We start from the raw sequence: 26397 nt of genomic DNA, 5'->3' as shown, positions 1-26397 counted from the left end.
CCTCACAGGGTGATACGGGTGCCCAGAAGCCCGAGGAAACCCGCCAGCCAGGCCGGATGCGCCGGCCAGGCAGGGGCGCTGGCGAGATTGCCCTGGACATGAGCCTGGGTGACCTCGATGTCGATGTAGCGACCGCCCGCCAGTTTCACTTCCGGCGCACAGGCGGGATAGGCGCTGCATTCGCGCCCTTCCAGCACCCCGGCGGCGGCCAGCAGTTGCGCACCGTGGCAAACCGCAGCAATCGGCTTGCCGGCCTGGTCGATGGCTTTCACCAACGCCAGCACTTCCTCGTTCAGGCGCAGGTACTCTGGCGCGCGACCGCCCGGGATCACCAGGGCGTCGTAGTCCTCGGACCTGACCTTGGCGAAATCGAAATTCAGGGCGAAGTTGTGGCCGGGCTTTTCACTATAGGTCTGGTCGCCTTCGAAGTCGTGGATCGCGGTGCGTACCGACTGCCCGGATTGCTTGCCCGGACACACCGCATGCACGGTATGGCCGACCATCTGCAGGGCCTGGAACGGCACCATCACCTCGTAGTCTTCGACGTAGTCGCCCACCAGCATCAGAATCTTCTTGGCCGCCATTTCACGTTCTCCTTCGTGTGCAGGGGAAAAGGTACCCAGACACGTTAGACCTTGGCGCAGGCTTGCGGGTAATAGGCGCCTACTACGTCAGGATCAATCGCGCCGATCCAGCAGATTCACCACCAGCCGATCCAGCCAGCCCCAGAGGCGCTGCTGCACCCGCCGCCACAGCGGCCGGGCGCGCCAATCATCGAGGTTGACCTCGCGACTCAAGGCAAAATCGCGGACGAAACTCTCGCTCACCGCCTGGTTCAGCAGGGGGTCGATGGCTTCGACGTTCGCTTCGAGGTTGAAGCGCAGGTTCCAATGATCGAAGTTGCACGAGCCGATGCTGACCCAATCGTCTACCGCCACCATCTTCAGGTGCAGGAAACATGGCTGGTACTCGAATATCTTCACCCCGGCACGCAGCAATCGCGGGTAATAGCGATGACCGGCGTAGCGTACCGACGGATGATCGGTGCGCGGGCCGGTCAGCAGCAGACGCACATCGATGCCCCTTGAAGCGGCACGGCGCAGGGCGCGACGGACTTTCCAGGTCGGCAGGAAATACGGGGTGGCCAGCCAGATGCGACGCTGGCTGCTGTTCAGTGCGCGCACCAGCGATTGCAGGATATCGCGGTGTTGCCGGGCGTCGGCGTAGGCCACCCGGCCCAGCCCCTCGCCACTGGCCGGCGCACGCGGCAAGCGCGGCAGGCCGAAATGGGTCGGCGGCCGCCAGGCGACACGCCGCAGGTTGGCGCGCCACTGGCGATCGAAGAGCATTTGCCAGTCCGCCACCAGCGGCCCCTGCATCTGCACCATCACTTCATGCCAGTCGCTGGCGTTCTCGCCGGGATTCCAGAACTCGTCGGTAACCCCGGTTCCGCCCACCCAGGCAACGGCCTGATCGACGAGGAGAATCTTGCGATGGTCGCGATAAAGATTGCGAAAACCCCGGCGCCAGCGCAGACGGTTATACCAGCGCAGCTCGACACCAGCCGCCTGCAAGCGTTGGCGCAGGCCCAGGGTGAAGGCCAGCGAGCCATAGTCATCGAACAGGCAGCGCACCTGCACACCGCGCTCCGCCGCGCTGACCAGGGCCTGGACCATGGCTTCGGCGCAGGCACCCGCTTCCACCAGGTACAGTTCCAGGTCCACCTGGAATTCGGCCCGGGCGATGGCCGTGAGCATGGGCGGGAAAAACGCCGGACCGTCGATCAGCAGTTCGAATTGATTTCCGGAACGCCAGGGAAAGACCGGCCCGGCCATGTCAGCGCGCCGTGAAGATCAGCACCGCACCCACCGGCACCGAGAGGTTGATCGACTTCAGTCCGGCGGCCTTGCGCAAGGTTTCCAGGCCGGGGGCCAGATCGAAATGCTCGGCGCGCAGGATCAGCGGTTCCAGGGTTACCACCTGGAAGCGGCGTTCGTCGAGGCGGGTGGCGAGCAACTGGGCGTTATAGGCGTGGGTCTTGCCGTGCAGGGTCACGTTGACCGGCAGGCGCAGTTCCAGTTGCGCGCCATTGGCCAGGTCGTTGATCGGACGCAGGTCGAGCTGGGCACTGATGGTCGCCTCGGGGAAGGTTTCTACGGCGAACAGATCCTTGCGCATGCGTTCGTCGCGCAGCGGGATACCGCTGCTGACCGAATCCATCTCCACCTGCAATGCCGCCGCCCCTTTGCGATCCACCTTGCCGTGCAGCACCAGGAAGCGGTGCACTTCGGACACATCGCCGTTCTTGCTGCTGATAAAGGAAAGGCGGGATGACTCGTTGTCCAGGTACCAGTTGGCCTGAACGGGAAGACAGACGATCGCCAAGGAGGCGAGCAGAAGGCGGAGCGGACTGGGCATGCGAAATCCTGAAACACTTTGGCGCTCAACCTTAACCGCCCGTCCTCACGGCAGCAAGCGGCAGCCCTCGCGCGGCCCCAGCCATTGGGCACTGGCGCTGCGCCCAAGCCCACGGGCCTCGACGCGGCGGGCCGGCACATCGTCACGCAACTCGCTCAACGGCAGCCATTGCTTCACGTAGGCCTGGCAGTAGCCGGTATCCAGGCCCATCACATAGCGGCACGAGCAGAACTCCTTGGCCGAATAGGCACTGAGAATGCCAGGGAAGGCACTCAAGGCCGCGCGCTCCGACCAGCCCCAGGCCAGCAGGCCAAGGAGAACCAGCAGCAACAGGCGTTTCATCGCTGTTCTCCGGGGAAGGCGGCAAGGACATGACGCAGCAGGGTGTTGTGCTGGAAGCTGCCGTCGCGATCGTCGGCGTAGCGCACGATCACCAGCTTCTGTTTCGGCAGTACGTAGAGGCCCTGGCCCCAGTGGCCGAGGGCGGCGAAGGTGTCGCTCGGCGCGTCCGGCCAGGCCAGGGCGCTGTTCAGCCACCATTGTGCGCCGGGTGTCGCTTCGCCGGGCTCGACAGCGGCACCGGCGAACGGCGTGCGGGTGAATTCCACCCAGTCCGCCGGAAGCAGTTGCCGGCCTTGCCAGCGGCCGTCGTCGAGCATCAGCTGGCCAATGCGCGCCAGTTCGCGGGCGGTCATGTACAGATAGGAGGAACCGACGAAGGTGCCGCGGGCATCACGCTCCCAGACCGCCCTTTCGATACCGAGGGGCTGGAACAGTGCGGTCCAGGGATAGTCGGGATAGTGCTCGGCGCCGACCATCCGGCGCAGGGCGGCGGCGAGGAGATTGCTGTCGCCACTGGAATAAAGGAAACGTTCGCCCGGCGCAGCGAGTGAAACATGGGCCGCGGTAAAGCCGGCCATATCCTTGCGCCCGGTGGTGTAGAGCATGGCGACCACCGAGGATTTCAGCGGGGCATATTCATAGTCTTCCTGCCAGTCGAGTCCGCTGGCCCAGTGCATCAGGTCCTGGATGCGTACCTGGGGATGGTCCGTCATCGGCGGGTAGAAGGTGGCAACCGGGTCATCCAGCTTGAAGCGGTCTTCGCCATAGGCCACGCCAAGGACCGTGGCCATCACGCTCTTGCTGACGGACCAGGTGAGGTGCGGGGTGTCGGCGCCGGTCGGCGCGGCGTAGTGCTCGTAGACGATCCTGCCGTTCTGGATCACCAGCAGGGCGTCGGTGCGGATGCCTTCGCGGGCCTGGTCGTCGCGAGGGGGGAAGGCGTAGGCCTGCAAGGCCGACTCGTCGGCCCGGGCGGGAGTGAGCATAAAGAGGAGGAAGGCGATAAGCGCGGTGCGCATGGTGGGTACCCGGCTGCGTGATCGGGCAAGGGTAGCCGGGGTTCATGACAGGTGGTGGGTGTTCTCTCGGGCCTCATCGCTGGCAAGCCAGCTCCCACAGGATTTGCGGTGCACTCGATCCCTGTGGGAGCTGGCTTGCCAGCGATGAGGCCATCAGTCACAACTCAGAACCCGGCCTGCCCCCAGGCCTTGGCCAGGCGCTTGGCCCGCGCCGCACTGGCAATTTCCAGGATCCCCTGATCGCGCATCCACAGGTCGACCCACTCCCCTTCGCTCGCCGCCAGCGCTGCGTTGATCTCGTCGCGCAGTTCGCCGAACTGGGCGAACAACCCGCCCAGCAACAAGTGACAGGCCGGCGATTCGGCGTTCTGCCGGCTGCCTTCGGCACATCCGCCGAGCAGCGCCAGCAAGCGCAGGATCAACCCTTGGGACCAGCCCTGGGAACGGCCGATGCCGTACAACCAGGCTACCAACGCGCTGAGCACGTAGAGGTCTTCCAGCGAGCGGAACGGCTTCACATAGGCATCCCAGCCATCCCCTGCCAAGCGCTCGCACAAGGCCTGCTCCAGGTGCAGTCGTGCATGCCCCACTTCCGGCATCAGCGGCAAGGTCGGCAACGGATCGAGGCGCACTCCCGGCTCGCCCGGATAGACCACCGCCAGGCTGATCCGTGGTGCTTCTCCCGGTGCTTCGCTGCGCGCCGCCACCAGCAGCCAGTCCGCCTCATGTCCGCCGGTGACGAAATCCTTGCTGCCGGTCAGGCGCAGTGCCTCCAGGTCCAGGCGCATGTGCATGTCCGCCGGGCGCACGCTGCGTTTCTCGCTGGCACACAGTGCGCCAAGGCCCTCCGGTGCACTGGGCCAGAGTACCCGCAAGGCCGCCTGGTAACCGGCCAGGAATGCCAGCCCCGGCGTCGGCATGGCCTTGCCACCGAGCACCGCAAGTTCGAAGGGCGACACCGGCCCGAGACGTTCCAGCAGTGCCGCCCAGCTGTCGCCGAGGTTGACCGGAAGGGGTTGGGAAAGCGGTCGGTCGAGACGTTCCAGCCAGCTCATCGAGGAACTCCTTGAGGCCTGTCATACAAGCATCACTAAACATTCATGGGGGTGACACCCCCTCTGCCTAGGCTGAGCTTGCACAACAAAGCCGACCGGCCGCAACCCCATGGCTGGCTTATGGAGACATGCAATGACTCGGATCGCTCGCTCTGGCGACAACTGCACTGAACGCCGTCTGCAAGCCGAACGCCTGGTGGGCCCGGCTGCCCTTCGCGAAGCCCAGGCCCTGCGTTTCAGCGTGTTCAGCGGTGAATTCAAGGCGAAACTGAAGGGTGCCGAGCTGGGCCTGGACATGGACGACTACGACGCCCACTGCATGCATATCGGCGTGCGCGACCTCAATAGCGGCCGCCTCGTCGCCACCACCCGCCTGCTCGACCATCGCGCTGCCAGCAGCCTGGGCCGCTTCTACAGCGAGGAAGAGTTCAGCCTGGACGGGCTGGTGCATCTGCAAGGCCCGATCCTCGAGCTCGGCCGCACCTGCGTCGATGCCGCCTACCGCAACGGTGGCACCATCGCCGTGCTGTGGAGCGAACTGGCCGAGATCCTCAACGAAGGCCAGTACCGCTACCTGATGGGCTGCGCCAGCATCCCGATGCAGGACGGCGGGATCCAGGCCCATGCGATCATGCAGCGCCTGCGCGAACAGCACCTGTGCACCGACCACCTGCGCGCCGAGCCGAAGAACCCGCTGCCGAGCCTGGCCCTGCCGGGCAACGTGGTGGCGCAGATGCCGCCCTTGCTCAAGGCCTACATGCGCCTGGGCGCGAAGATCTGTGGCGAACCGTGCTGGGACGAGGATTTCCAGGTCGCCGATGTGTTCATCCTGCTCAAGCGTGACGAGCTCTGCCCGCGCTACGCCCGGCACTTCAAGGCGGCGGTGTGATGCAGCGCCTGCGGGTGTTCGCCCGCATCGCCCGGCTGCTGCTGGTGGTGGCGCTGGGGCTGGGCATGGCCACGCTGTTCGGCCTGTTCGAGCGCCTGGGTATGAACGCGTCGGCGCAACGCCGCCAGCGTTGGTCGCAGATCTTCATGAAGCGCCTGGTCAATGCCTTGCCGCTGCGGGTCAAGGTGATCGGCGAACTGCCCAGCCAGCCGATGCTGTGGATCAGCAACCATGTGTCGTGGACCGATATCCCGGTGCTGGGCATGCTGGCTCCGCTGTCCTTCCTATCCAAGGCCGAAGTGCGCACCTGGCCGGTGGCCGGGTGGCTTGCACACAAGGCCGGGACCCTGTTCATCCGCCGTGGTGGTGGCGACAGCCAGTTGCTGCGCCGGCAGATCACCCAGCACCTCGCCCGGCAATGCCCGCTGCTTATCTTCCCGAAGGCACCACCACCGATGGCCGTGGCCTGCGTACCTTCCACGGCCGGCTGCTGGCCAGCGCCATCGACAGCGAGGTGCCGCTGCAACCAGTAGCTGTGCGCTATCTGCGCGAAGGCCGGATAGACCCGATCGCACCGTTCATTGGCGATGACGATCTGCTGTCGCACCTGATACGCCTGTTCGGCCAACCGTGCAGTGAAGTCGAGGTGCAGTTGCTGGAACCGATCGCCAGCAAAGGTGAGGAACGGGCGGCGCTGGCATTCCAGGCGCAGCAGGCGGTAAGCCGGGCGCTGTTCGGCGAGGCAGCCGAAAACCTGCCTCAGCGCCGCGCCAGGGCGGCCTGAGGATCGGCCAGCGCCGCAGCGGCGAAGGCCTGCAACTGCGGATAGAACTGGCGGAAGTCCTCCAGCAGCAGCGGATACAGGCTTTCCACCTCGCCCATGGCCCCGGCCAGGCCTTCCGGGCGTGACAGGCGTCGGGCGATGCCGCGGAACACCTGTTCCAGCACCGCGAACTCGCGGTACGACCCCAGCCAGTCGCCGGCCGCCATCAAGGGCGCGATCTGCGCCAGGCGGCCCGGCAGCGCCGGCTCCCCGTTCAGTACCTGATACACCCGCGCGGTGAACTGCGGCAGCGGCTGCGTGGCGTAGTCGTGCCAGTGCAGGGCCAGGCAATGATCGAAGAACACGTCGAGAATGATCCCGGCAAAGCGCCGGCGTCCGGCGGGGAAGCGCGCCAGGGCGGCGAGCACCAGCGGATGGCTGTCGGTGAAGGTGTCGATGTGCCGGTGCAGGCGGATGGCCTGTTCCAGGCGCAGCGGGAAACGGCCTTCCAGCGGGCCCTTGACGAAGTCGCCGTACAGGCTGCCAAGCAGTTGCTCGGGCTGGTCGCCGCCGAGGTGGAGGTGGGCTAGGTAGTTCATGGGGTATGAGTCTAAGGCATTGTGTTGCTCTTTGAGGGCCTCATCGCTGGCAAGCCAGCTCCCACAGGATCGCGTAACCTGTGGGAGCTGGCTTGCCAGCGATGAGGCCCTCAAGAACGCCGCCATATACCGATTTTTTCTACACCCCGAACCTTTTCATATTTGTATATCGCGAAATACCGATTTATATTTCGTCCCATCGCGATATACCGCTACACACCCACGAGCCCGACCATGCCTCTTGATCTCGACGAAATAATAAAAGCCCTTGCCCACCCGGTGCGGCGAGAAATCCTCGGTTGGCTGAAAGACCCGCTGGCCTGCTTCCCCGACCAGCACCACAGCCTCGACAACGGCGTGTGCGCAGGGCAGATCGACCAGCGCTGCGGTCTGTCGCAGTCCACCGTATCGGCGCACCTGGCGACCCTGCAACGGGCCGGCCTGGTCAGCAGCCACAAGGTCGGGCAGTGGAATTTCTTCAAACGCAACGAGGACACCATCCAGGCGTTCCTCGCGCAACTGAGCCGCGAGCTCTGAACAAGGAACATCCATGCCCCTTTCACTCCTGATCCTGGCCCTCAGCGCCTTCGCCATCGGCACCACCGAGTTCGTCATCATGGGCCTGCTGCCGGATGTGGCCCTGGACCTCGGGTATCGATCCCCGGTGCCGGCTGGCTGGTGACCGGCTATGCCCTGGGCGTCGCCATCGGCGCGCCGTTCATGGCCATGGCCACCTCGAAGCTACCGCGCAAGCTGGCACTGGTCACCCTGATGGGGTGTTCATCCTCGGCAACCTGCTGTGCGCGATCGCCAGCGACTACAACCTGCTGATGTTCGCCCGGGTGGTCACCGCCCTGTGCCATGGCGCCTTCTTCGGCATCGGTTCGGTGGTGGCGGCCAGCCTGGTACCGGTCAACCGCCGCGCTTCGGCGGTGGCCCTGATGTTTACCGGCCTGACCCTGGCCAACGTGCTTGGCGTGCCGCTGGGCACCGCGCTGGGCCAAGTCGCCGGCTGGCGCGCGACCTTCTGGGCAGTGACCGCTATCGGCGTGATCGCGCTGCTCGGCCTGATCCGCTTCCTGCCGCTGCGCCATGACGAGGAAAAACTCGATATGCGCGCCGAGCTGGCCGCCCTGAAAGGCGCCGGGATCTGGTTGTCGCTGTCGATGACCGTGCTGTTCTCGGCATCGATGTTCGCCCTGTTCACCTACGTTGCGCCGCTGCTCGGCGATGTCACCGGCGTTTCGCCGCGCGGCGTGACCTGGACACTGCTGCTGATCGGCCTGGGCCTGACCTTGGGCAACATCCTCGGCGGCAAGATGGCCGACCGGCGTCTCGGCGCCACCCTTGTCGGCGTGTTCGCGGCCATGGCCATCGTGTCCACCGCCCTGACCTGGAGCAGCAGCGCGCTGATCCCGGCGGAGATCACCCTGTTCCTCTGGGCCACTGCCGCCTTCGCTGCCGTGCCGGCCCTGCAGGTCAACGTGGTGACCTTCGGCAAGGCCGCGCCGAACCTGGTTTCGACCCTGAACATCGGCGCCTTCAACCTGGGCAACGCCCTGGGCGCCTGGACCGGTGGCCTGGTCATCGAGCAGGGCTTGGGCCTGACCCGCGTGCCCCTCGCCGCCGCCGCCCTCGCGGTGCTGGCGCTGATCGTCACCCTTATCACATTCCGCCAGGGCGGCAACGACGCCGAACTGGCTCCCGCAACCCACTGAGGTTTGAGCAATGACGACTCTGTTTGATCCGATCACCCTTGGCGATCTCGAATTGCCGAACCGTATCATCATGGCCCCGCTGACCCGTTGCCGTGCCGATGAAGGCCGGGTGCCCAACGCGCTGATGGCCGAGTACTACGTGCAGCGCGCCAGCGCCGGCCTGATCCTGACCGAGGCGACCTCGGTCATGCCGATGGGCGTCGGCTACCCGGACACCCCGGGTATCTGGTCCAACGACCAGGTGCGTGGCTGGACCAACGTGACCAAGGCGGTACATGCCGCCGGCGGGCGGATCTTCCTGCAGCTGTGGCATGTGGGACGCATCTCCCACCCGAGCTACCTGAACGGCGAACTGCCGGTGGCGCCGAGTGCGATCCAGCCCAAGGGGCATGTCAGCCTGGTCCGGCCGACCACCGAGTACCCGACCCCACGGGCGCTGGAAACCGCCGAGTTGAGCGATATCGTCGACGCCTACCGGACCGCCGCGGAAAACGCCAAGGCCGCCGGCTTCGATGGCGTCGAAGTGCATGCGGCCAACGGCTACCTGATCGACCAGTTCCTGCAGAGCAGCACCAACCAGCGCACCGACCAGTACGGCGGTTCCCTGGAAAACCGTGCACGCCTGCTGCTGGAAGTCACCGATGCAGTGATCGAGGTATGGGGTGCCAAGCGTGTCGGCGTGCACCTGGCGCCGCGGGCCGATGCCCATGACATGGGCGATGCCAACCGTGCCGAAACCTTCACCTATGTCGCCCGGGAACTGGGCAAGCGTGGCATCGCCTTCATCTGCTCGCGCGAGAAGGAAGCCGACGATAGCCTCGGGCCACAGATCAAGGCGGCCTTCGGCGGGCCTTACATCGTCAACGAGCGCTTCGACAAACAAAGCGCCAATGCGGCGCTGGCGGCAGGAACCGCGGATGCGGTGGCGTTCGGCATTCCGTTCATCGCCAACCCCGACCTGCCGGCGCGGCTGGCGGCGGATGCGCCGTTGAATGAAGCGCGGCCGGAGACCTTCTATGGCAAGGGGCCGGTGGGGTATATCGATTATCCGCGGATGTGATGTTGTTCTTCAGGGCCTCATCGCTGGCAAGACAGCTCCCACAGGGTTTTGCAGCGACCCGCGATGAGGGCCTGGAGGTCAATCAGTTCCGGGCATTGATCTGCTGTTGCAGGTTCTGCACCTGGCTTTGCAGGGTGTTGATGTTGCGGGTGATCTGCCCACGGAAGGCATCGAATTCGGCAGTGGAGGCACCAGGACTGGCCGCCGGACGATTCTCCTGCTCGCTCTTGAGCACGATCAGGTCCTGCTCCAGGCGCTGGATCGCCGCCGCCTGATTCTTCAGTTGCGTATCGATCTTGCCGCCATCCAGCTGCGCAGCCTTGAGCGTGGCCAGTTCCTGCGCCACTGCCTTCAGTTGGGTCTGCAATTCGTTCTGCAACTGCGCATTGGCCGCCTGCTGCTGGCTGACCTGGGCCATCGCCGCTTCCAGGCGCTTGCCCAGTTCACCGGCCTGCCCGGCCACGCCTTCCTGCAACTTGCCCTGCTCGCCCAGGCTGGCCTGCAACTGGCGCACCTGGAGCTTCAGCGCTTCGTTCTCGCTATTGGCCGAGGACTCGGTGGCGCTGACCTTGCCGGAAATCGCCTGCAAACGCCCCGCCGCTTCCTCGCTGATGCGGGCGAAGCTTTCCTGGGTCGCCACCAATTGCTGCTCCATCAGCGAGATCTGCTGGAAGCTCCACCAGGCCAACCCGCCCAGGGCGATGAAAGATGCACCGAGCAACGCCCACAACGGACCGACCAGCGGCGCCCTGCCCGCGCGCTTGCGGGCGCTGCGCGGGTGCGCCGGCGGAGCGAACTCGTCATCATCGCGCTCCACCGCCTTGAGGGTGGGCACGTCGTCAAAATCATCTCGAGCATCGTTGCGCATGGGTAGTTTTCAACCACGGTGATAGCAAAATGGGCGCTAGTATAAACCGCTTGCACGGCGCCCTCATCGACCACGATCCGGGGATCTGGTTCAGTGGCCACCCTGCTGCGCCTGCCACCAGGCGCAGAATTCATCCAGCGCGGCCCAAAGGCTGACCTGCGGCCGGTAATCGAGGTAATGCCGGGCGCGACTGATATCAAGCGTGAAGTCCTTGCTCATCACCTGCACGCCAAGGCGGCTCAAGGTCGGCTGGGGGCGGCCCGGCCAGAGCATGCAGGCGCCTTCGTTAATGGCCGCCGCCGTGTAGGCGAGGCCGACGGAGCGATAGCGGGTGACCTGTGGCAGCGACAGGCGTCGCATCACGTAATTGACCACGTCCCACACCGGCAGCGGGTGGCCGTTGCTGATGTTGTAGGCCATGCCCAGCGCCTCGGGGCCGGCATTGATCGCAGCGAGCAGGGCTTCGTTAAGGTTCTGCACGCTGGTGAAATCGACCTTGTTCAGGCCGTTGCCGATGATCGCCAGGCGCTTCTTGCGCTGCATCTGCAACAACCGCGGGAAGATGCTGACATCGCCAGCCCCGGTGACGAAGCGCGGACGCAAGGCCAGGACTTCGAGACCGAACTCCTGGGCGCCGAAGACCTTCTGCTCGGCGAGGTGCTTGGTCGCCCCGTAATGGTCATAGAAGCGCCGCGGGACCTGGTCCTCGGTGATGCCGGTGCGCGAGCGCCCGGTGAAATAGATCGACGGCGAGGACAGGTGCACCAGGCGGCGCACATGTTCCTTGAGACAGGCTTCGACGACATTTTCGGTGAGTACCACGTTGCCCTGGTAAAAGTCCTGGTAGCGTCCCCAGTTGCCCACCGCACCGGCGCAATGCACCACGGTGTCGATGCCCTGGCACAGGCGCCGGGCCACTTCCGGGTCGGACAGGTCGCCCGGAATGAACTGGGCGCCGCGTCGCACCAGGTGCTCGACGCCCTCGGCGCGACGCCCGTTGACCCGAACGTCCAGGCCCTGCTCCAGGGCGAAACGCGCAAAGCGCCCGCCAATGAAGCCGCTTGCGCCGGTGACCAGAATTCCCATGAAGCACTCCGCCTTACGTTTTTTTTCCTGAAGGTGCAGACGCCGTCCGGGCGTCCCACGGCACCAGCCACTGCCCGGCGCTGCGGCGCAGATGATCGGTGAGCCGGGCCAGCAGTTGCCCGCCGTTGCGCCAATGGTGCCAGTACAAAGGCACATCGATGGGGCGCTCCGGGAGGACTTCGACCAGCCGCCCGCTTGCCAGTTGTTCCCTGGCCTGCAGCTCGGGCACCAGGCCCCAGCCCATGCCGGCCTCGGTCAGGCGCAGGAAGCCTTCGGATGAAGGACACAGATGATGCAGGAAACCATCGCTGATGCCTAATGAAGCCAGGTAGCGATGCTGGAGGAAATCATCCGGGCCGAACACGATGGCCGGGGTGCGGGCCAGGCGTTGCGGATCGACGCCCTCGTTGAAATGCCGGGCCATGAAGGCCGGGCTGGCCAGCGCACGATAGCGCATCGCCCCGAGCAGCACGCTGCGTGCCCCGGCCACCGGGCGTTCGCTGGCACACAGGCAACCGGCCACCTCGCCGGCACGCATGCGCTTGAGGCCGACTTCCTGGTCTTCCACCACCAGGTCGAGCAGCACCTGGGTCCGCGCGCAGAAGTCCTCGGCGGCCTCGGCCCACCAGGTCGCCAGGCTGTCGGCGTTGAGCGCAATGCGCAGGCGTTCCGGCAGGCCCTCTTCATCCAGCGCCGGGACCTGGCCTTGCAGATCGCGCTCGAGCAGGCGCACCTGCTGCACATGGTTGAGCAGGCGGCGACCGATTTCCGTGGGCGCCGGGGGAGTGGCACGCACCAGTACCGGCTGTCCGACCCGGGCCTCGAGAAGTTTGATGCGCTGGGAGATCGCCGATTGCGACAAGCCCAGCAGTTGCGCGGCGCGCTCGAAACCGGCCTGTTCGATGACGGCGGCGAGGGCCGAGAGCAGCTTGTAGTCGAACATCAGATTTCCTAATGCGGGATGAGGTTTATTGGTTTTTCTTATAGCTGCAAAGACCGGAGAATTACTAGTCATTGAGGGCCTCATCGCTGGCAAGCCAGCTCCCACAGGTAGTGCATGCACCGCCGACCCTGTGGGAGCTGGCTTGCCAGCGATAGGGCCCTGGAAAGCACTAGAAGATCCGGAGTCATACCCATGTGGCAAAGCTACCTCAACGGCCTCCTCGTCGCCTTCGGCCTGATCATGGCCATCGGTACCCAGAACGCCTTCGTCCTCGCCCAGAGCCTGCGCCGGGAACATCACCTGCCGGTGGCCGCGCTGTGCGTGCTTTGCGATGCGGTGCTGGTCGCCCTCGGCGTGTTCGGCCTGGCGACGGTGCTGGCGCAGAATCCCACCCTGCTCGCCGTCGCCCGCTGGGGTGGCGCCGTGTTCCTGGTCTGGTACGGCAGCAAGGCGCTGATGCGCGCCTGTTCCAGCCAGAGCCTGCAACAGGGCGACGGCCAGGGCCTGCGCTCGCGCCGTGCCGTACTGCTCAGTGCACTGGCGGTGACCCTGCTCAATCCGCACGTGTACCTCGACACGGTGCTGCTGATCGGCTCCCTCGGCGCCCAGCAGAGCGTGCCCGGCGCCTATGTCGCCGGGGCCGCCAGTGCGTCCCTGCTGTGGTTCTTCACCCTTGCCCTCGGTGCGGCATGGCTGGCCCCGTGGCTGGCGCGGCCAGGCACCTGGCGCCTGCTCGACCTGATGGTGGCGGTGATGATGTTCGCCGTGGCGGCACAGCTGATCTTCAGCTGAAGGCCACTCATCCGTATGGGCAAAAGGCTCTGGAACCTCTTGTCCATACACTTGTTGCGTGGTTTACCCACGGGCCCGGTGCTATGATCCGGAGCCTGCGTCGCAAAGAGTACAAACTCGCCGATGCATTTTCCGGCCGCCCGTGATCGGCCTTGCGTTCACCGCACCAGACCTGATTAGGAGAATCCACATGGCTTTTGAATTGCCGCCGCTGCCTTACGCCCACGATGCCCTGCAGCCGCACATTTCCAAGGAAACCCTGGAATACCACCACGACAAGCACCACAACACCTACGTCGTGAACCTGAACAACCTGGTCCCAGGTACCGAATTCGAAGGCAAGACCCTGGAAGAAATCGTCAAGACTTCTTCGGGCGGCATCTTCAACAACGCCGCTCAGGTCTGGAACCACACCTTCTACTGGAACTGCCTGGCACCGAACGCCGGTGGCCAACCGACCGGCGCCCTGGCTGAAGCCATCAACGCTGCGTTCGGCTCCTTCGACAAGTTCAAGGAAGAGTTCACCAAGACTTCCGTCGGCACCTTCGGTTCCGGCTGGGGCTGGCTGGTGAAGAAAGCCGACGGCTCCCTGGCCCTGGCCAGCACCATCGGCGCCGGCAACCCGCTGACCAATGGCGATACTCCGCTGCTGACCTGCGACGTCTGGGAACACGCCTACTACATCGACTACCGCAACGTCCGTCCGAAATACGTCGAGGCGTTCTGGAACCTGGTCAACTGGAAGTTCGTCGCCGAGCAGTTCGAAGGCAAGACCTTCACTGCCTGAGTCGCCCGCTTCTGAAAAAAACCCGGCCCGTGCCGGGTTTTTTTTGCGCTCGGGGAAGAGCCGCACGCTTGCTGCCTGAATCAGGCACGCTAACATCAATCCCTTGGGAATCTTCCGACATCCGGTACTCAAGTCGTTCGGGAGCCCTACCGATACAGTGCTGAAGGTCTGCCGGACGAGATGGACCAGGCTGCGGAAAATGCCAGAACGCCACACATTTTCCGTGCAAAGGCCAATAGTGGACTGTCATCATTGATGTCAAAATGATGCCGCGCGCATGGATTAAGGAACTCCCCATTGAAGCTGGAATTCAAGAACAGCTTATCGGTCAAGTTGCTCAGGGTTGTCCTGCTTTCGGCGCTGATCGTCGGAGTGGTGCTCAGCTGTGCGCAGATCGTGTTCGACGCCTACAAGACTCGCCAGGCCGTGGCCAGCGATGCCCAGCGCATCCTCGACATGTTCCGCGACCCGTCGACCCAGGCGGTGTACAGCCTTGACCGGGAAATGGGCATGCAGGTCATCGAGGGGCTGTTCCAGGACCAGGCGGTGCGCATGGCCTCGATCGGCCATCCCAACGAAACCATGCTCGCGGAAAAATCCCGCCCGCTGCAGCAGAACAACACCCGCTGGCTGACCGACCTGATCCTTGGCCAGGAACGCACCTTCACCACCCAACTGGTCGGTCGCGGGCCCTACAGCGAATACTACGGCGATCTGAACATCACCCTGGATACCGCCAGCTACGGCCAAGGCTTCATCTTCAGCTCGGTGATCATTTTCATTTCCGGCGTGCTGCGGGCCCTGGCCATGGGCCTGGTGCTGTACCTGGTCTATCACTGGCTGCTGACCAAGCCGCTGTCGCGGATCATCGAGCACCTCACCCAGATCAATCCGGACCGTCCCAGCGAGCATCAATTGCCGCTGCTCAAGGGTCACGAAACCAACGAACTGGGGCTATGGATCAACACCCACAACCAATTGCTGTCCTCGATCGAACGCAACACCCATCTGCGCCACGAGGCGGAAAACAGCCTGCTGCGCATGGCCCAGTACGACTTTCTTACCGGCCTGCCCAATCGCCAGCAGCTCCAGCAGCAACTGGACAAGATCCTGGTCGATGCCGGGCGCCTGCAACGCCGGGTCGCGGTGATCTGCGTCGGCCTCGATGACTTCAAGGGCATCAACGAACAGTTCAGCTACCAGGCTGGCGACCAGTTGCTGCTGGCCCTGGCCGACCGCCTGCGTGCCCATAGCGGTCGGCTGGGCGCCCTCGCCCGCCTGGGCGGCGACCAGTTCGCCCTGGTCCAGGCCGATATCGAGCAGCCTTACGAAGCGGCGGAACTGGCCCAGAGCATCCTCGACGACCTGGAGGCCCCCTTCGCCCTCGACCTGCAGGAGATCCGCCTGCGGGCCACCATCGGCATCACCCTGTTCCCGGAAGATGGCGACAGCACCGAGAAGCTGTTGCAGAAAGCCGAACAGACCATGACCCTGGCCAAGTCCCGCTCGCGCAACCGCTACCAGTTCTACATCGCCAGCGTGGACAGCGAGATGCGCCGCCGCCGGGAACTGGAAAAGGACCTGCGCGAAGCCTTGCCGCGCAACCAGCTGTTCCTCGTCTACCAACCGCAGATCAGCTACCGCGACCAGCGCGTGGTAGGTGTCGAAGCGCTGCTGCGCTGGCAGCATCCGGAACTGGGCATGGTCCCGCCCGACCAGTTCATCCCGCTGGCCGAGCAGAACGGCAATATCGTCGCGATTGGCGAATGGGTACTCGACCAGGCCTGCCGCCAGTTGCGCGAATGGCACGACCAGGGCTTCAGCGAGCTGCGCATGGCGGTCAACCTGTCCACCGTGCAGTTGCACCACAGCGAGCTGCCGCGGGTGGTCAACAACCTGCTGCAGATCTACCGCCTGCCGCCGCGCAGCCTGGAGCTGGAAGTCACCGAGACCGGCCTGATGGAAGACATCAGCACCGCCGCCCAGCATCTGCTGAGCCTGCGCCGTTCCGGTGCACTGATCGCCATCGACGACTTCGGCACCGGCTACTCCTCCCTGAGCTACCTGAAATCCCTGCCCCTGGACAAGATCAAGATCGACAAGAGCTTCGTCCAGGACCTGCTGGAGGACGACGACGACGCCACCATCGTCCGCGCCATCATCCAGCTTGGCAAAAGCCTGGGCATGCAGGTGATCGCCGAGGGCGTGGAAACCGCCGAGCAGGAGGCCTACATCGTTGCCCAGGGCTGCCACGAGGGCCAGGGCTATCACTACAGCAAGCCGCTGCCCGCGCGTGAACTCACGGCATTCCTCAAGCAGGCCCAACGCAGCCAGGTCTCAGTGCTGTAGGACGACATCAAGGTTGTCCGGGTACGACACGCCTGGAATATTTGCGTGATGGCCTCTTTACACAAAATGCAAATCTTTCGCATTATGTCGCAGCTTTTTTTTCGCGTGCGGCCTTCTGCACGTCTGTTCAACCTTCGATGCAGGAATTCGCCATGATTCGTATGCCTCTGGCTACCGCCAGTCTGTTGGCCATCGCCATCTCCCTCGCCGGTTGCGGCGAGGGCAAGGACAAGGCCGCCGCCCCGCAAGCCCAGGCACCGGCAGCTGCCGCCACCCCGGCTGCTCCGGCCGCCGCCGGCGCGGTCGACGAAGCGGCCGCGCAGGCCGTGGTCAAGCACTACGCCGAGATCGTCTACGCGGTCTACAGCGACTCCCTGAGCACCGCGAAAACCCTGCAGGGCGCCATCGACGCCTTCCTTGCCAAGCCCAACGACGAAACCCTCAAGGCAGCCCGCGAAGCCTGGGTAGCGGCCCGCGTCCCGTACCTGCAGAGCGAGGCGTTCCGCTTCGGCAACACCATCATCGACGACTGGGAAGGCCAGGTGAACGCATGGCCGCTGGACGAAGGCCTGATCGACTACGTCGACAAGAGCTACGAGCACGCCCTGGGCAACCCGGCGGCCAGCGCCAACATCATCGCCAACACCGAGATCCAGGTCGGCGAAGACAAGATCGACGTGAAGGACATCACCCCGGAAAAACTCGCCACCCTGAACGAGCTGGGCGGTTCCGAGGCCAACGTCGCCACGGGCTACCACGCCATCGAATTCCTGCTCTGGGGCCAGGACCTGAACGGCACCGGCCCGGGCGCCGGCAACCGTCCGGCCTCGGACTACCTCGAAGGCCAGGGTGCCACCGGCGGCCACAACGATCGCCGTCGCGCCTACCTCAAGGCCGTCACCGACCTGCTGGTCAGCGACCTGGAGGAAATGGTCAAGAACTGGGCGCCGAACGTCACCGACAACTACCGCGCCAGCCTGGAGGCCGAGCCGGTCGCCAACGGCCTGCGCAAGATGCTGTTCGGCATGGGCAGCCTGTCGCTGGGTGAACTGGCAGGCGAGCGCATGAAGGTGTCCCTGGAAGCCAACTCGCCGGAAGACGAGCACGACTGCTTCAGCGACAACACTCACTATTCGCACTTCTACGACGCCAAGGGCATCCGCAACGTCTACCTGGGCGAGTACACCCGCGTCGATGGCAGCAAGCTGACCGGCCCGAGCCTGTCGTCGCTGGTGGCCAAGGTCGATCCGGCCGCGGACAAGACCCTGCAGGATGACCTGGCCGCAACCGAGGCCAAGATCCAGGTTATCGTCGACCATGCCCTCAAGGGCGAGCACTACGACCAACTGATCGCCGCCGACAATGCCGCCGGCAACCAGATCGTGCGTGACGCCATCGCTTCGCTGGTCAAGCAGACCGGCGCGATCGAACAGGCCGCTGCTAAGCTGGGCATCACCGACCTGAACCCGGATACCGCCGATCACGAATTCTGATCCGGCTCCGGTTTCGAGAAAGGCGACCTTCGGGTCGCCTTTTTTATTGTCCCGGGTTTGTGGTGTGGCTGATGGCCTCATCGCTGGCGAGCCAGCTCCCACAGGTTCTGCATGCACCGCTAACCCTGTGGGAGCTGGCTTGCCAGCGATGAGGCCCTGAAGAACAGCACACCCGCCAGATCCTTGCCCCCAATCAAAAGTCCCACATAACTGACAACGATTTCATCCGGCAAACGCAAATCCCTCTTATTCACTCCGCCCGCTCCTGTTAAGCTTGCGGGCTGTTTTCGAACACCGTCCGGGATCATTCATGCCCTCGTTGCGTCGCCTGTGTCTGCCCCTGCTGCTGGCCCTGCCCCTGGCCGCCTGCGACGAAGCCCCGCGCTTCACCCAGGCAGAGCCGGGCGAAGCCCGTGCCGGTGGCGATACCACGGTGAACCGCGGCGATCGCGGGGCCTACCAGATGCCCTCGGCCAACCTGACACCCGCTCGCCGCCTGGATTTCAACGTCGGCAACAGCTTCTTCCGCAATCCTTGGGTGATCGCCCCCTCGACCACCACCGCTCGCGACGGCCTTGGCCCGCTGTTCAACACCAATGCCTGCCAGAACTGCCATATCCGCGACGGTCGCGGCCATCCGCCAGAGCCCGGCGACAGCAACGCGGTGTCGATGCTGGTGCGCCTGTCGATCCCCGACCAGCCGGAATACGCCAAGATCATCGAACGCCTGGGCATCGTTCCCGAGCCGGTCTATGGCGGTCAGTTGCAGGACATGGCCATCCCCGGCGTCGCGCCGGAAGGCAAGGTGCGGGTCGAGTACGAGCCGCAGACCGTGACCTTCAAGGACGGTACCCAGGTCGAACTGCGCAAGCCCAGGCTGGCGATCACCCAGCTCGGCTATGGCCCCATGCACCCGGACACCCGTTTCTCCGCGCGCATCGCCCCGCCGATGATCGGCCTCGGCCTGCTCGAAGCCATTCCCGAGGAAGCGATCCTGGCCAACGCCGACCCCGACGATCGCAACGGCGACGGCATCCGCGGCCGGCCCAACCGGGTCTGGGACGATGCCCGGGGCGAGACCGTGCTCGGACGTTTCGGCTGGAAGGCCGGGCAACCCAACCTCAACCAGCAGAACGTCCACGCGCTGTCTGGCGACATGGGCCTGACCACCACCCTGCGCCCCTTCGACGACTGCACCCCGGCCCAGGCCGATTGCCTGGCCGCGCCCAACGGCAACGGCGCCAATGGCGAGCAGGAAGTCAGCGACAACATTCTGCGGCTGATCCTCTACTACACCCGCAACCTGGCGGTACCGGCACGCAAGGACGTCGATTCGCCCCAGGTGCTGGCCGGCAAGAACCTGTTCTACCAGGCCGGTTGCCAGGGCTGCCACACGCCCAAGTTCGTGACCTCGGCCAATGCCGCCGAGCCGGAGCTGGCCAACCAGACTATCTGGCCCTATAGCGACCTGCTCCTGCACGACATGGGCCCGGGCCTGGCCGACCAGCGCAGCGAGTTCGCCGCCAGCGGCCAGGACTGGCGCACCCCGCCGCTGTGGGGCATCGGCAAGAACCAGCTCGTCAGCGGCCATACCCAGTTCCTTCACGATGGCCGGGCCCGCAATCTGCTTGAAGCCGTGCTCTGGCACGGCGGCGAGGCAGAAGCCGCCCGCCAGCGTGTGTTGTCCTTCGATGCCGGCCAGCGCGAGGCGCTGCTGGCTTTCCTGAATTCACTCTGAGAGAGGAGCCGGACACATGTTCCGTCCCAAGCTGTTGTTCACCAGCCTCGCCGCCCTCGCGCTGGGCGCCTGCTCGCCGCAAGACCCGCAGGCGGTGACCTCCGCCGCCATCGCCAAGCAGGTGATCATGCCGACCTACAGCCGCTGGGTCGAAGCCGACCGCCAGCTGGCCGTCAGCGCCCTGGCCTATTGCGAAGGCAAGGCCAGCCTGGAAACCGCCCGCGCCGATTACCTGCACGCGCAGAAAGCCTGGGCCGAGCTGCAACCCCTGCTGATCGGGCCACTGGCCGAAGGCAACCGCGCCTGGCAAGTGCAGTTCTGGCCGGACAAGAAAAACCTGGTCGGTCGCCAGGTCGAGGCGCTGGTCAGTGGCGACGCGCCGGTGGACGCCGAGACCGTGGCCAAGTCCAGCGTGGTGGTGCGCGGCCTGTCCGCCTACGAATACATCCTCTTCGACAGCAAGCCGGACGCCGCCAACCCGGAACAGAAGGCGCGCTATTGCCCGCTGCTGGTAGCCATCGCCGACTACCAGAAGACCATGGCCGAGGACATCCTCAAGAGCTGGAACAGCACCGACGGCATGCTCGCCCAGATGACCAAGTTCCCCAACCAGCGCTACGCCGACTCCCACGAGGCCATCGCCGACCTGCTGCGCGCCCAGGTGACTGCCCTGGATACCCTGAAAAAGAAGCTCGGCACGCCGATGGGCCGCATGAGCAAGGGTATCCCGCAGCCGCTGCAGGCCGAAGCCTGGCGCAGCCAGTCGTCGCTCAAGAGTATTGCCGCCAGCCTGGCCGCGGCCCAGGCCGTCTGGGTCGGTGTCGACAACCAGGGCCTGCGCGGCCTGCTGGGCAAGGACCAGAAAGCCCTGGCCGACAAGATCGACGCCGCCTACGCCGATGCGACGAAGAAGCTCGAGGGCAACCAGCGCACCCTCGACGAACTGCTCCAGGACGATGCCGGACGCCAGCAGCTCAACGCCATCTACGACAGCCTGAACGTGGTGCACCGCCTGCATGAAGGCGAACTGGCCAAGGCGCTGAACATCCAGCTCGGCTTCAATGCCAACGACGGTGACTGATCATGCTGCGACGCCAGGCCCTGAAACTCGGTAGTGTTCTGCTCAGCGCCCTGACCCTGGGCGGCTGGACCCTGCTGCGGCAAAAGGAACAGCCGCCCCTGTTGCTGTCGGCCCGCGATGATGCGGACGGCCAGCATTACGCGGTCGGCTATCGCCTGGACGGCACCCGGGTGTTCGCCACCCGGGTGGCCCAGCGTTGCCACGACATCATCGATCATCCGGAACTGCCCATCGCCCTGTTCGTGGCCCGTCGACCGGGGACCGAAAGCTACCTGATCGACCTGCGCGACGGGCGCCTGCTGCAGACGCTCACCTCGCAGCCCAACCGCCACTTCTACGGTCACGCGGTGATCCACAAGAGTGGCGAATGGCTGTACGCCACGGAGAACGACACCACCGACCCGGGGCGCGGCGTACTCGGCGTGTACCGCTTCGACGGCGAGCGCCTGGTCCACAGCGGCGAACTGTCCACCCATGGCATCGGCCCGCACCAGGTGAGCTGGCTGCCCGACGGGGAAACCCTGGTGGTGGCCAACGGCGGTATCCGCACCGAAGCGGAAAGCCGGGTGGAAATGAACCTCGACGCCATGGAACCCAGCCTGGTACTGATGCGCCGCGACGGCAGCCTGATCAGCAAGGAAACCCTCGGCCAGCAGATGAACAGCGTGCGCCACCTGGCCATCGGCAGCGATGGTACCGTGGTCGCTTGCCAGCAGTTCATGGGCGACGCCCACGAGACCGCCCAGTTGCTGGCGATCAAGCGCCCGGGCCAGCCTTTCGAGGCGTTCCCGGTACCGGAGCACCAGCTGCAATCGATGGCCCAGTACACCGCCAGCGTCGCTGTGCACAGCGAGTTGCGCCTGGTGGCGATGACCGCACCACGGGCCAACCGCCTGTTCATCTGGAACCTCGACGATGCCAGCGTGCGCCTCGATGCGCCGATGCCGGACTGCGCCGGCGTGGGCGCGGTGGCCGACGGCTTCGTGGTCACCTCGGGACAGGGGCGCTGCCGCCTGTACGACTGCCGTCAGGAGACGCTGGTCGGCCAGCCGCTGCAACTGCCATCGGGGCTATGGGACAACCACCTGCACCTGGTGTGAATAGAGGCTGCAGGGCATAGGGCAAACGGACTAAACTTCGCCCACTTGCATCCAGGGAAATGGAACTATGCTGCGCCGTCGCATGCTGATCATGTTGGGCATCGTGCTGCTGATCGTGTTGGTCCTGGGAGGCTATAAAGGCTTCTCGATCTACAAGCAGATCCAGATGTTCTCCGCACCGAAGCCCGCCATCAGCGTGGCGGCCACCGAGGCGCGGGAGCTCGCCTGGCAGAGTCGCCTGCCGGCGGTGGGCAGCCTCAAGGCGCTGCAGGGCGTCGACCTGAGCCTGGAAACCGACGGCACGGTGACCAAGCTTATGTTCGAGTCCGGCCAGCAGGTCAAGCAGGGCCAGCCGCTGCTGGAGCTGGACCAGAAAGCCGAGATCGCCCTGCTCGGCACCGCCCAGGCCGACCTCAAGCTGGCGGAAGTGGACTTCGGCCGCGGCAGCCAGCTGGTCGGCAGCCAGGCCATTTCCAAGGGCGAATTCGATCGCCTCACTTCGCAGTTCCGGCGCAACAAGGCGGTGGTCGAGCAACTCAAGGCGTCCCTGGACAAGAAAAGCATCGCAGCGCCCTTCAGCGGCACCATCGGCATCCGCCAGGTGGATGTCGGCGAGTACCTGCCCAGCGGCACGGTGATCGCCACCCTGCAGGACCTCAGCAGCCTGTACGTGGATTTCTCCATTCCGGAGCAGAGCCTGCCGAAGGTCGGCCTCGACCAGGACGTACTGATCGACGTCGCCGCCTACCCCGGCCAGACCTTCCCCGCGCGAATCAGCGCAATCAATCCCAAGGTCGAGGACGCCACACGCAACGTGCTGGTCCGCGCCACCCTGGCCAACCCCGACGGCAAGCTGCTGCCGGGGATGTTCGCCAACGTCCAGGTGCTGCTGCCCAACCCGCGCAACCAGGTGGTGGTGCCGCAGAGCGCGGTGACCTACACCCTGTACGGCAATTCGGTGTATGTCGCAGTGCCGAAGAAAAACGAGAACGGCGAGCAGGAGAAGGACGCCCTGATCGCCGAGCGGCGCTTCGTCACCACGGGCGAGCACCGTGACGGCCTGGTGGTAGTGAGCAAGGGCCTGAAAGCCGGCGAGCAGGTGGTCACCGCCGGCCAGCTCAAGCTGACCCAGGGCGCATCGGTCACCATCAGCCCCGACAAGACCCTCGAACAGCCAGGCGCCAACTGACAAGGAGGCACCATGGCCTTTACCGATCCGTTCATCCGCCGCCCGGTGCTGGCCAGCGTGGTCAGCCTGCTGATCGTCCTGCTCGGCTTCCAGGCCTGGAGCAAGCTGCCGATCCGCCAGTACCCGCAGATGGAAAACGCCCTGATCACGGTCACCACCGCCTACCCCGGGGCCAACGCCGAGACCATCCAGGGCTACATTACCCAGCCGATGCAACAGAGCCTGGCCAGTGCCGAGGGCATCGACTACATGACTTCGGTGAGCCGGCAGAATTTCTCGGTGATCTCGATCTACGCACGTATCGGCTCGGACAGCGACCGGCTGTTCACCGAGCTGCTGGCCAAGGCCAACGAGGTGAAGAACAAGCTGCCCCAGGACGCCGAGGACCCGGTGCTGAGCAAGGAGGCGGCCGACGCCTCGGCGCTGATGTACATCAGCTTCTACAGCAGCGAGCTGAGCAATCCGCAGATCACCGATTACCTGTCGCGGGTCATCCAGCCCAAGCTGGCAACCCTGCCGGGCATGGCCGAAGCCGAGATCCTCGGCAACCAGCTGTTCGCCATGCGCCTGTGGCTCGATCCGGTGCGCCTGGCCGGCTATGGCCTCAGCGCCAGCGACGTGACCGACGCGGTGCGTCGCTACAACTTCCTGTCCGCCGCCGGCGAGGTGAAGGGCGAGTACGTGGTCACCAGCATCAACGCCAACACCGAGCTGAAGTCCGCCGAGGCGTTCGCCAGCATTCCGCTCAAGACCAGCGGCAACAGCCGCGTCCTGCTCGGCGACGTGGCACGGGTGGAAATGGGCGCGGAGAACTACGACACGGTCAGTTCCTTCGACGGCACGCCATCGGTATATATCGGCATCAAGGCCACGCCCGGGGCCAACCCGCTGGACGTGATCAAGGAAGTGCGCAAGCTGATGCCGGAACTGGAGGCCCAGTTGCCGCCGAACCTCAAGGCGTCCATCGCCTATGACGCCACCCTGTTCATCCAGGCCTCGATCGACGAGGTGGTGAAGACCCTGGTCGAGGCGGTGCTGATCGTTATCGTCGTGGTGTTCCTGTTCCTCGGGGCCTTGCGCTCGGTGCTGATCCCGGTGATCACCATCCCGCTGTCGATGATCGGCGTGCTGTTCTTCATGCAGTTGATGGGATACTCGCTGAACCTGCTGACCCTGCTGGCGATGGTGCTGGCCATCGGCCTGGTGGTGGACGATGCGATCGTCGTGGTGGAAAACATCCACCGGCACATCGAGGAAGGCAAGACGCCGTTCGAGGCATCGCTGGAAGGGGCGCGGGAAATCGCCATGCCGGTGGTGTCGATGACCATCACCCTGGCAGCCGTGTATGCGCCGATCGGTTTCCTCGAAGGGCTGACCGGAGCCCTGTTCAAGGAGTTCGCCCTGACCCTGGCCGGAGCGGTGATCATCTCCGGGATCGTCGCCCTCACCCTGTCGCCGATGATGTGCGCCAAGCTGCTGCGCCACGAGGAGAATCCCAGCGGCCTGGCCCATCGCCTGGACCTGATTTTCGAACGACTCAAGCTGCGCTATCAGAAGCTGCTCCACGCCACCCTGGATACCCGGCCGGTGGTGATCGTCTTCGGCATCATCGTGCTCTGCCTGATCCCGGTGTTCCTCAAGTTCAGCACCTCGGAGCTGGCACCGAACGAGGACCAGGGGATCATCTTCATGATGGCCACGGCGCCGCAGCCGGCCAACCTGGATTACCTGAATGCCTACACCGGCGAGTTCACGAAGATCTTCAAGGAGTTCCCGGAGTACTACTCGTCGTTCCAGATCAATGGCTTCAATGGCGTGCAGTCGGGGATCGGCGGCTTCCTGCTCAAGCCGTGGGGCGACCGCAAGCGCACGCAGATGGAGTTGCTGCCCGAGGTGCAGCACAAGCTCGACAGCATCGCCGGGCTACAGATCTTCGGCTTCAACCTGCCGGCGCTGCCGGGCACCGGCGAAGGCCTGCCGTTCGCCTTCGTGATCAACACGCCAAACGACTACGAGTCGCTGCTGGACGTAGCCCAGCGGGTCAAGGAGCGCGCGGAGAAGTCCGGCAAGTTCGCCTTCCTCGACATCGACCTGGCCTTCGACAAGCCGGAAGTGGTGGTGGATATCGACCGGGCCAAGGCCGCGCAGATGGGGGTGTCCATGGATGTGCTGGGCAGTACCCTGGCGACCCTGCTCGGCGAGGCGGAGATCAACCGCTTCACCATCGACGGGCGCAGCTACAAGGTGATCGCCCAGGTCGAGCGGGCCTACCGCGACAACCCGGACTGGCTGAACAGCTACTACGTGAAGAACCAGGACGGGCAGATGCTGCCGCTGTCCACTCTGATCACCGTCAGCGATCGGGCCCGGCCGCGTCAACTCAACCAGTTCCAGCAACTCAACTCGGCGATCATCTCCGGTTTCCCGCTGGTCAGCATGGGCGAAGCCTTACAGGAGGTGCGCAGCATCGCCCAGGAAGAGGCGCCGGCCGGCTTCGCCTTCGACTATGCCAGTGCGGCCAGGCAATACGTGCAGGAGGGCAGCGCCCTGTGGGTCACCTTTGGCCTGGCCTTGGCGATCATCTTCCTGGTGCTGGCGGCGCAGTTCGAAAGCTTCCGCGATCCGCTGGTGATCCTGGTGACGGTGCCGATGTCGATCTGCGGGGCGCTGATCCCGCTGTTCCTCGGCCTATCGAGCCTGAATATCTACACCCAGGTGGGGCTGGTGACACTGATCGGGTTGATCAGCAAGCACGGGATCCTGATCGTCGAGTTCGCCAACCAGTTGCGTGAGCACAAGGGACTGTCGGTAAGGGAAGCGATCGAGGAAGCCGCGGCAATTCGCCTGCGCCCGGTGCTGATGACCACGGCGGCGATGGTGTTCGGCATGGTGCCGTTGATCATTGCCACGGGTGCCGGTGCGGTTAGCCGGTTCGATATCGGGATGGTGATCGCCACCGGGATGTCGGTGGGAACGCTGTTTACCCTGTTCGTGTTGCCGTGCGTCTATACGTTGCTGGCGAAGAAGGATGAACCGCGTACGGTCGAGCAGACCGTGTAAACATTGAGGGCCTCATCGCTGGCAAGCCAGCTCCCACAGGTTCAGCAC

22 protein-coding genes and 2 pseudogenes are annotated in these 26397 nt (G+C 64.8%); 14 read left to right on the top strand and 10 right to left on the bottom strand.

Features of this window, described 5'->3' with window-relative positions:
- Positions 1-2: 2 nt before the first annotated feature.
- From CSV86_RS00930 to CSV86_RS00905, 6 genes are all read right to left on the bottom strand, one after another.
- Positions 3-584 carry a DJ-1/PfpI family protein gene (locus CSV86_RS00930; protein ID WP_009394747.1) on the bottom strand — a complete coding sequence of 194 codons (582 nt, stop codon included), beginning with the start codon at positions 582-584 and terminating at the stop codon, positions 3-5.
- Positions 585-677: 93 nt separating this feature from the next.
- Entirely contained in the window at positions 678-1835 is a 1158-nt protein-coding gene (locus CSV86_RS00925) for a phospholipase D-like domain-containing protein (RefSeq protein ID WP_009394746.1), read from the bottom strand.
- Position 1836: 1 nt separating this feature from the next.
- Positions 1837-2418: a YceI family protein gene (locus tag CSV86_RS00920; RefSeq protein ID WP_009394745.1), complete on the bottom strand. Its 582-nt coding sequence runs from the start codon at positions 2416-2418 to the stop codon at positions 1837-1839.
- Positions 2419-2463: 45 nt separating this feature from the next.
- Positions 2464-2760, bottom strand: coding sequence for a hypothetical protein (locus CSV86_RS00915; protein WP_009394744.1), 297 nt, complete (start codon positions 2758-2760; stop codon positions 2464-2466).
- Positions 2757-3779, bottom strand: a complete 1023-nt coding sequence (locus tag CSV86_RS00910) for a serine hydrolase domain-containing protein (protein ID WP_009394743.1) — start codon at positions 3777-3779, stop codon at positions 2757-2759. The genes CSV86_RS00915 and CSV86_RS00910 overlap by 4 nt, the downstream gene beginning before the upstream one ends.
- 164 nt (positions 3780-3943) lie before the next feature.
- Positions 3944-4834 carry an acyl-CoA dehydrogenase family protein gene (locus CSV86_RS00905; protein WP_009394742.1) on the bottom strand — a complete coding sequence of 297 codons (891 nt, stop codon included), beginning with the start codon at positions 4832-4834 and terminating at the stop codon, positions 3944-3946.
- A gap of 133 nt (positions 4835-4967) precedes the next feature.
- Here CSV86_RS00905 and olsB point away from each other — a divergent pair, with 133 nt between their 5' ends.
- Positions 4968-5723, top strand: coding sequence for an L-ornithine N(alpha)-acyltransferase (gene olsB / locus CSV86_RS00900; protein WP_009394741.1), 756 nt, complete (start codon positions 4968-4970; stop codon positions 5721-5723).
- Positions 5723-6507, top strand: a pseudogene (locus tag CSV86_RS00895) (lysophospholipid acyltransferase family protein). The gene olsB and the pseudogene CSV86_RS00895 overlap by 1 nt, the downstream one beginning before the upstream one ends.
- On the opposite strand, the gene CSV86_RS00890 reads toward CSV86_RS00895, so the two are convergent.
- Positions 6483-7085 (bottom strand): acyl carrier protein phosphodiesterase, encoded by a 603-nt coding sequence (locus CSV86_RS00890; protein ID WP_009394739.1) that lies wholly within the window; start codon positions 7083-7085, stop codon positions 6483-6485. The pseudogene CSV86_RS00895 and the gene CSV86_RS00890 sit on opposite strands and share 25 nt — an antisense overlap.
- 234 nt (positions 7086-7319) lie before the next feature.
- Here CSV86_RS00890 and CSV86_RS00885 point away from each other — a divergent pair, with 234 nt between their 5' ends.
- The 3 genes and pseudogenes from CSV86_RS00885 to CSV86_RS00875 all read left to right on the top strand — a co-directional run bounded on the left by CSV86_RS00885 (position 7320) and on the right by CSV86_RS00875 (position 9863).
- A complete protein-coding gene (locus CSV86_RS00885; RefSeq protein ID WP_009394738.1) occupies positions 7320-7622 on the top strand; it encodes an ArsR/SmtB family transcription factor in 303 nt (100 codons plus the stop codon).
- Positions 7623-7635: 13 nt separating this feature from the next.
- A pseudogene (locus CSV86_RS00880) lies at positions 7636-8803 on the top strand (MFS transporter).
- 10 nt (positions 8804-8813) lie between these two features.
- Complete coding sequence (locus tag CSV86_RS00875; protein WP_009394736.1) at positions 8814-9863, top strand: alkene reductase; 1050 nt, start codon at positions 8814-8816, stop codon at positions 9861-9863.
- Positions 9864-9945: 82 nt separating this feature from the next.
- On the opposite strand, the gene CSV86_RS00870 is transcribed toward CSV86_RS00875, so the two are convergent.
- From CSV86_RS00870 to CSV86_RS00860, 3 genes are all read right to left on the bottom strand, one after another.
- Positions 9946-10731 carry a hypothetical protein gene (locus CSV86_RS00870; RefSeq protein WP_009394735.1) on the bottom strand — a complete coding sequence of 262 codons (786 nt, stop codon included), beginning with the start codon at positions 10729-10731 and terminating at the stop codon, positions 9946-9948.
- A gap of 90 nt (positions 10732-10821) precedes the next feature.
- Entirely contained in the window at positions 10822-11817 is a 996-nt protein-coding gene (locus tag CSV86_RS00865) for an NAD-dependent epimerase/dehydratase family protein (protein WP_009394734.1), read from the bottom strand.
- A gap of 13 nt (positions 11818-11830) precedes the next feature.
- Entirely contained in the window at positions 11831-12760 is a 930-nt protein-coding gene (locus tag CSV86_RS00860) for a LysR family transcriptional regulator ArgP (protein WP_009394733.1), read from the bottom strand.
- Between the two features lie 192 nt (positions 12761-12952).
- On the opposite strand from CSV86_RS00860, the gene CSV86_RS00855 reads away from it, so the two are divergent.
- The 9 genes from CSV86_RS00855 (at position 12953) to CSV86_RS00815 (ending at position 26349) form a co-directional block, all read left to right on the top strand.
- The gene (locus CSV86_RS00855; protein ID WP_009394732.1) at positions 12953-13552 is read left to right on the top strand and encodes a LysE/ArgO family amino acid transporter; all 600 of its coding nucleotides are present in this window, start codon (positions 12953-12955) and stop codon (positions 13550-13552) included.
- A gap of 190 nt (positions 13553-13742) precedes the next feature.
- Positions 13743-14339 carry a superoxide dismutase gene (locus CSV86_RS00850; protein WP_009394731.1) on the top strand — a complete coding sequence of 199 codons (597 nt, stop codon included), beginning with the start codon at positions 13743-13745 and terminating at the stop codon, positions 14337-14339.
- A 297-nt stretch (positions 14340-14636) separates the two neighbouring features.
- Positions 14637-16688, top strand: a complete 2052-nt coding sequence (locus CSV86_RS00845) for a putative bifunctional diguanylate cyclase/phosphodiesterase (protein ID WP_009394730.1) — start codon at positions 14637-14639, stop codon at positions 16686-16688.
- Between the two features lie 152 nt (positions 16689-16840).
- Positions 16841-18181, top strand: coding sequence for an imelysin family protein (locus CSV86_RS00840; RefSeq protein WP_009394729.1), 1341 nt, complete (start codon positions 16841-16843; stop codon positions 18179-18181).
- Between the two features lie 310 nt (positions 18182-18491).
- Positions 18492-19919 (top strand): di-heme oxidoreductase family protein, encoded by a 1428-nt coding sequence (locus tag CSV86_RS00835; RefSeq protein ID WP_009394727.1) that lies wholly within the window; start codon positions 18492-18494, stop codon positions 19917-19919.
- Positions 19920-19935: 16 nt separating this feature from the next.
- Entirely contained in the window at positions 19936-21000 is a 1065-nt protein-coding gene (locus CSV86_RS00830; protein WP_009394726.1) for an imelysin family protein, read from the top strand.
- A gap of 2 nt (positions 21001-21002) precedes the next feature.
- The gene (locus CSV86_RS00825; protein WP_009394725.1) at positions 21003-22100 is read left to right on the top strand and encodes a DUF1513 domain-containing protein; all 1098 of its coding nucleotides are present in this window, start codon (positions 21003-21005) and stop codon (positions 22098-22100) included.
- 67 nt (positions 22101-22167) lie between these two features.
- The gene (locus CSV86_RS00820; RefSeq protein ID WP_009394724.1) at positions 22168-23289 is read left to right on the top strand and encodes an efflux RND transporter periplasmic adaptor subunit; all 1122 of its coding nucleotides are present in this window, start codon (positions 22168-22170) and stop codon (positions 23287-23289) included.
- A gap of 12 nt (positions 23290-23301) precedes the next feature.
- Positions 23302-26349: a multidrug efflux RND transporter permease subunit gene (locus CSV86_RS00815; RefSeq protein ID WP_009394723.1), complete on the top strand. Its 3048-nt coding sequence runs from the start codon at positions 23302-23304 to the stop codon at positions 26347-26349.
- Positions 26350-26397: the final 48 nt, after the last annotated feature.

Source organism: Pseudomonas bharatica CSV86 (assembly GCF_000319305.2).
Classification (GTDB): Bacteria; Pseudomonadota; Gammaproteobacteria; order Pseudomonadales; family Pseudomonadaceae; genus Aquipseudomonas; species Aquipseudomonas bharatica.
Note: the sequence above shows the minus strand (reverse complement) of the source record. Positions and strands in the feature narration are given on the sequence as shown.